General features: G+C 67.9%; 4 protein-coding genes and 2 pseudogenes (2 of these 6 cut by a window edge). All 6 read right to left on the bottom strand.

All coding sequences use genetic code 11. The features are described 5' to 3' along the window. Nucleotides 1–564, bottom strand: a pseudogene (locus ACFE99_RS05600) (SMP-30/gluconolactonase/LRE family protein); it reaches 423 nt to the left of the window's first position. An 80-nt stretch (nt 565–644) separates the two neighbouring features. Then, nucleotides 645–1,160 (bottom strand): pseudouridine-5'-phosphate glycosidase, encoded by a 516-nt coding sequence (locus tag ACFE99_RS05595; RefSeq protein WP_375483254.1) that lies wholly within the window; start codon nt 1,158–1,160, stop codon nt 645–647. Beyond that, nucleotides 1,120–1,362, bottom strand: a complete 243-nt coding sequence (locus ACFE99_RS05590) for a pseudouridine-5'-phosphate glycosidase (protein WP_375483210.1) — start codon at nt 1,360–1,362, stop codon at nt 1,120–1,122. The genes ACFE99_RS05595 and ACFE99_RS05590 overlap by 41 nt, the downstream gene beginning before the upstream one ends. A gap of 92 nt (nt 1,363–1,454) precedes the next feature. Beyond that, complete coding sequence (locus ACFE99_RS05585) at nt 1,455–2,381, bottom strand: pseudouridine synthase (protein ID WP_375483208.1); 927 nt, start codon at nt 2,379–2,381, stop codon at nt 1,455–1,457. Further along, a complete protein-coding gene (locus ACFE99_RS05580) occupies nt 2,378–4,123 on the bottom strand; it encodes a glycerol-3-phosphate dehydrogenase/oxidase (RefSeq protein ID WP_375483206.1) in 1,746 nt (581 codons plus the stop codon). The genes ACFE99_RS05585 and ACFE99_RS05580 overlap by 4 nt, the downstream gene beginning before the upstream one ends. Nucleotides 4,124–4,181: 58 nt before the next feature. After that, nucleotides 4,182–5,143: pseudogene (locus tag ACFE99_RS05575) on the bottom strand (NAD(P)H-quinone dehydrogenase); its annotated part runs 424 nt beyond the window's last position; the annotation flags it as partial.

The following is a 5,143-nucleotide window of genomic DNA, read 5'->3' as shown; positions in this document are numbered from 1 at the left end:
GTGCAACCACACCCGATGAATACGAGCAGTGCTGGTTTCGGCGACCGCGACGAAGGATTCATCGTCAGCAAGTGCGACGCCGTTCGCGAACTCCAGGTGATCGAGCAACACCTGGACTTCGCCGGCCGGGTCGCGGCGCAGCAGCCGGCCTGTGGCGCTGCGTTCAATGACGTCGGCCTGGAAGGCATCGAGCCCATAGCGGCGCGAGGAATCGGTGAAGTAGATAGCGCCGTCGGCAGCGACAGCCGCGTTGTTGCACAGCTTCATCGGCTCACCGGCCACCGTGGTGACCAGCGGCTCAATCGAATCGGCGGCGGGGTCTACCCGCAGCAGTCCTCGCTGCGCATCGCATACGATCAACCGGCCGTCGGGCAGGGACTCGATCCCCAGGGGGCGACCCCCGGTGTCGGCCACCACTTCGACGTCGGTCCCGTCTTTGGCGACGCTCAGCAGCCGGCCGTCGGCGACACCGGTCACCAACCGATCGTCGAGCACCGCAACGTCCTCTGGCCCGTGTCCATCGAGCTCTAGTCGATACAGCTCCGCAGTCGGGTTAGCGGCCATGCTGCGATTTACCCGCGTGGCAGCGGACCAACCGTGAAACCCAGACCGCCCGCCGGCTGACGAAGCGGGGCCGCCGGCGGTTACCGAAAGGCCGTGTAGGCGACGGCGATCTTTGCGGCCAAAGCGGCGTTGTCCGCGATGAGCTGTTGGTTGACCGCGACACTTCGGCCCTCGGTCAACTCTTCGACCAAGGCCAGGACGGCCGGGGGCACCGCCGGGCCGGTGACCCCGGCTTTGTGCGCCGGGCGGACCGCCGCGGCGGCCTCGTGCTCGATGTCGAGCTCGGGATCGGGCGGGCGGCCAAGCAGCAGCCCGGATAAGCCTGCCAGCTCCCAGTGGAGCGAGGCCACCCGAGCGGTGTCGGCGACGCTGTCCACCCGCGCGGCCACCGGGGAGCCACCCTGGCCGCGGTAGAAGAGGGGAAGCGTCTCGGTCCGCCAGCCCAGGACCGGTACGCTCAGCGTCTCCAGCAGCTCCGCTGTCGCCGAGACATCCACAATGGCCTTGGCGCCGGACGACACCGCCATCGTCGGGGTGCCGGCCAGTTGCAGCAGGTCACCGGAGATACCGAGGGTCTCGGCGAACCCGCCACGCAGGCCGCGATATCCCGCGCACCCGCCTTGTGCGCGGCGGCTCCGGCGTAGCGCTCAGCCCAGCCCGAACGAAGCCGTCCACGACGCCGACCGTGCACGGCCCAGTGCCGGCGGCACGGACGCGCTGCTCGGCCTGCTGCGCAGCGAGCAGGCCACGTCCCTGCGAGAACCCGTGTGAGACCAGCGTGGTCTCCAGCGCGACCACCGGGCGACCTCAGTGCAGCGCGTCAGCGACTTCGTCGGCCACCCGCAGCACACCGGAGCCGCCGGATCCGCCCATCGTGTCCGAGCCGCGTCTCACATAACTGCTCCGATTATCGTTCGCCGGCTGACGAACCGCCGCCGCGATCCGCTGACTGGGTCGTCGAATTCCAAGCTGTATGCCAACAACTGCAACGGCGTGCTGAAATCATCCGGCGCTACGTCAACGATCCTCGGATACAACGGGTCTCCGTGGATCGGTATACCCAACGACGCCATGTGCACCCGCAGCTGATGGGTGCGGCCGGTTCGCGGCGTCAGCCGGTAGAGGCCGTCCATCGACATCAGCTCGATCAGCGTCTCGGCGTTCGCCTCACCCGACTCCTCGATGGCTTGTAACTGGCCGCGCCGCTTGATAATTCGGCTGCGTACCACGCGAGGCAGATCCAGGGCAGGTGTGACCGCGGCCCGGGCAAGGTAGGTCTTGCGCACCGCACCGCGGGCAAACAGCGTCTGGTACGCGCCGCGCAGCTCACGGCGAGCGGTGAATAACAGCACGCCGGTGGTCACCCGGTCCAGCCGATGCACCGGACTCAGCTCCGCCAAGTCGAGTTCGCGACGCAACCGCACGAGCGCGGTCTGTGCGACGTGGCGCCCCCGCGGCATGGTGGCCAGGAAATGTGGCTTGTCGACGACCACGATGTCGTCGGCTCGGTACAGCACCGGGATGTCGAACGGCACCGGCACTTCGTCGGGCAGATCCCGATAGAGATACCCACAGGCACCCGCCGGCAACACCGTCGTCTCGTCGACCACGCCACCGTCTGCGGTAACCACCTGTCCCGCAACGACTTTCGTGCTGACAACCGCTCCGAACCGGGCCTCCAGCTCGGCCAACACCAGGCCGCCGCGCAACCGCAACCGTGCGGGTCCCAGCCCGATGGTCGGTTCTGGCCTCGCTACCCCGGTAGCTCGGCCGCCACCTCCGAGCCGGTCACGAACCGGCAACGGCGCCGGGCTCACGTTAAAGGCACCGGTTCCAGAATCTCGGCGCGCGCCTCGGGAGCGGAGGCCCGCAGGGCGTCCGCCGACGCGTCGTCGGGCTGGGTTTGCGACAGTATCTCCGCCTCCACCCGCGCGGCGTAGGTCTCGACCTCACGGTCGATGTCCTCCTGGGTCCAGCCCAGTATCGGCGCGACAACGTCAGCCACCTCACGCGCGCAATCGACACCGCGGTGCGGGTATTCGATGGAGATCCGCATCCGGCGCGCCAGGATGTCTTCCAGATGCAGCGCCCCCTCCGCAGCGGCGGCATATGCGGCTTCGACCTTGAGGTAGACCGGGGCCGCGGTGATCGGGTTCAGCAGCTCACGGCGGCCGTCGGCCATCGCCAATACCTCGCTGATCAGCGACCCGTAGCGGTCGAGCAGATGCCGCACCCGGTAGGGGTGCAGGCCGTTCAGCGCGCCGACATGTTCGGCCTGGTTGATCAGGGCGAAATAGCCGTCGGCGCCCACCAGCCGCACCTTCTCGGTGATCGACGGCGCAACGCGTGCGGGAATGTACTGCGCCGCAGCATCTATGGCATCGACCGCCATCACCCGATACGTGGTGTACTTGCCGCCGGCGATGGACACCAGACCCGGGGTGGGCACCGCCACAGCGTGTTCCCGCGACAGCTTTGACGTCTCGTCGCTTTCCCCGGCCAGCAGCGGCCGCAGCCCGGCGTAGACGCCGTCGATGTCGTCATGGCTCAACGGGATGGCCAGCACGGTGTTGACAGTGCCGAGGATGTACTCGATGTCGGCCCTGGTGGCCGCCGGGTGCGCCAGGTCGAGGTTCCAGTCGGTGTCGGTGGTTCCGATGATCCAGTGGCTGCCCCACGGGATAACGAACATCACCGACTTTTCGGTGCGCAGGATAATCGCGACGTCGCTGACGATCCTGTCCCGCGGTACGACGACGTGCACGCCCTTGGAGGCTCGTATCTGAAATCGCCCCCGCTGTTTGGACAGCGCCTGGATCTCGTCGGTCCAGACCCCGGTCGCGTTGACCACGACGTGGCCGTGAACGTCGGTGACGGCGCCGTCCTCGGAATCCCGGACCCGTACCCCGGTCACCCGGTCGCCTTCGCGAAGCAAGGCGATCACCTGGGTCGAGGACCGCACCACCGCGCCGTAATGGGCGGCGGTACGCGCAACGGTCAGGGTGTGCCGAGCGTCGTCGACCACCGTGTCGTAGTAGCGGATACCGCCGATCAACGAATTGCGCTTGAGACCGGGGCACAGTCGCAGAGCGCCGGCCCTAGTCAAATGCTTCTGCGGCGGAACGGATTTCGCGCCGCCGAGCTGGTCGTAGAGCAACATACCCATAGCCACGTACGGGCGTTCCCACCAGCGCCTGGTCAGCGGATACAGAAACGGCAGCGGCTTGACCATGTGCGGCGCCAGCGTGGTCAGTGACAGCTCGCGTTCGTAGAGCGCCTCACGCACTAACCCGAATTCCAACTGCTCGAGGTAGCGCAGCCCACCGTGAAACATCTTCGACGAGCGGCTGGACGTGCCGGAGGCGAAGTCACGCGCCTCGACCATCGCCACTTTGAGCCCTCGGGTGGCTGCGTCCAGCGCGCACCCCGAGCCGACCACGCCCCCGCCGATGACCACGACGTCGAATTGCTCGGCGCCGAGCCGTTCCCAGGCAGCGGCACGTTGCTCGGGCCCAAGGGTGGATGCCGGCCAGAATTGCCCGCTCCCCGGTGCGCTCACGGAACAGCACTCCTCGGTTACTCGTCAGTAGGACGCTGGCTCCCCAGGCTACCTGGGATCAGTCCAAATCGTCGTGCGCCATCAGCCGGCGGGCGGCTTCGGTGATCGAACCTGACAGCGACGGGTAGACGGCCAGCGTCTGCTCCAACTCGTTGACCGTGATCCGGTTTTGCACCGCCACCGCGATCGGCAGGATCAACTCCGATGCGATCGGCGCGACCACTACCCCGCCGATCACCACGCCGGTGGACCGCCGGCAAAACAGCTTGACGAAGCCGTGCCGCAGCCCGGACATCTTGGCTCGGGCGTTGGTCCGCAACGGCAGCATGATGGTCCGCGCCAGCACCGAGCCGTCGTCGATCATCGACTGCGGTACCCCGACGGCGGCGATCTCCGGCCGGGTGAAGACCGTCGCGGCCACGGTGCGCAACCGGATCGGGCTGACGGCCTCGCCGAGCGCGTGATACATCGCGATGCGGCCCTGCATGGCGGCGACCGACGCCAACAGCAGCAGGCCGGTGCAGTCGCCGGCGGCGTAGATACCGGGCACCGATGTCCGTGAGACCCGGTCCACGGTCAGGTAGTCGCCGCGCCCGAGCTCGATGCCGACCCGCTGCAGGCCTAGGCCGCCGGTGTTGGGAACGGAGCCGATCGTCATCAGGGCGTGGCTGCCTTCGACGGTGCGGCCATCGGTCATGGTGACCATCACTCCGGCCTCGGTGCGGGTAACCGACTGGGCGCGCGCGTTTTTCACCAGCTTGACGCCGCGCTCGGCGAACGATTCCTCCAGCACCAGGGCGGCGTCGGCGTCCTCGTAGGGCAGCACGCGGTCGCGGCTGGCCACCACGGTCACCGTCACCCCCAGCTCGGTGTAGGCGTTGACGAATTCGGCCCCGGTGACACCGGAGCCCACCACGATCAAATGGTCGGGCAGCGAGTCGAGGTCGTAGAGCTGTCGCCAGGTCAGGATGCGCTCGCCGTCGGGCTGCGCGGACGCCATGATCCGAGGGCTGGCGCCGG

It is taken from the genome of uncultured Mycobacterium sp., assembly GCF_964249325.1.
GTDB lineage: Bacteria > Actinomycetota > Actinomycetes > Mycobacteriales > Mycobacteriaceae > Mycobacterium.
The sequence above is the reverse complement of the archived record's forward strand: the minus strand, read 5'-3'. Positions and strand labels throughout refer to the sequence as shown.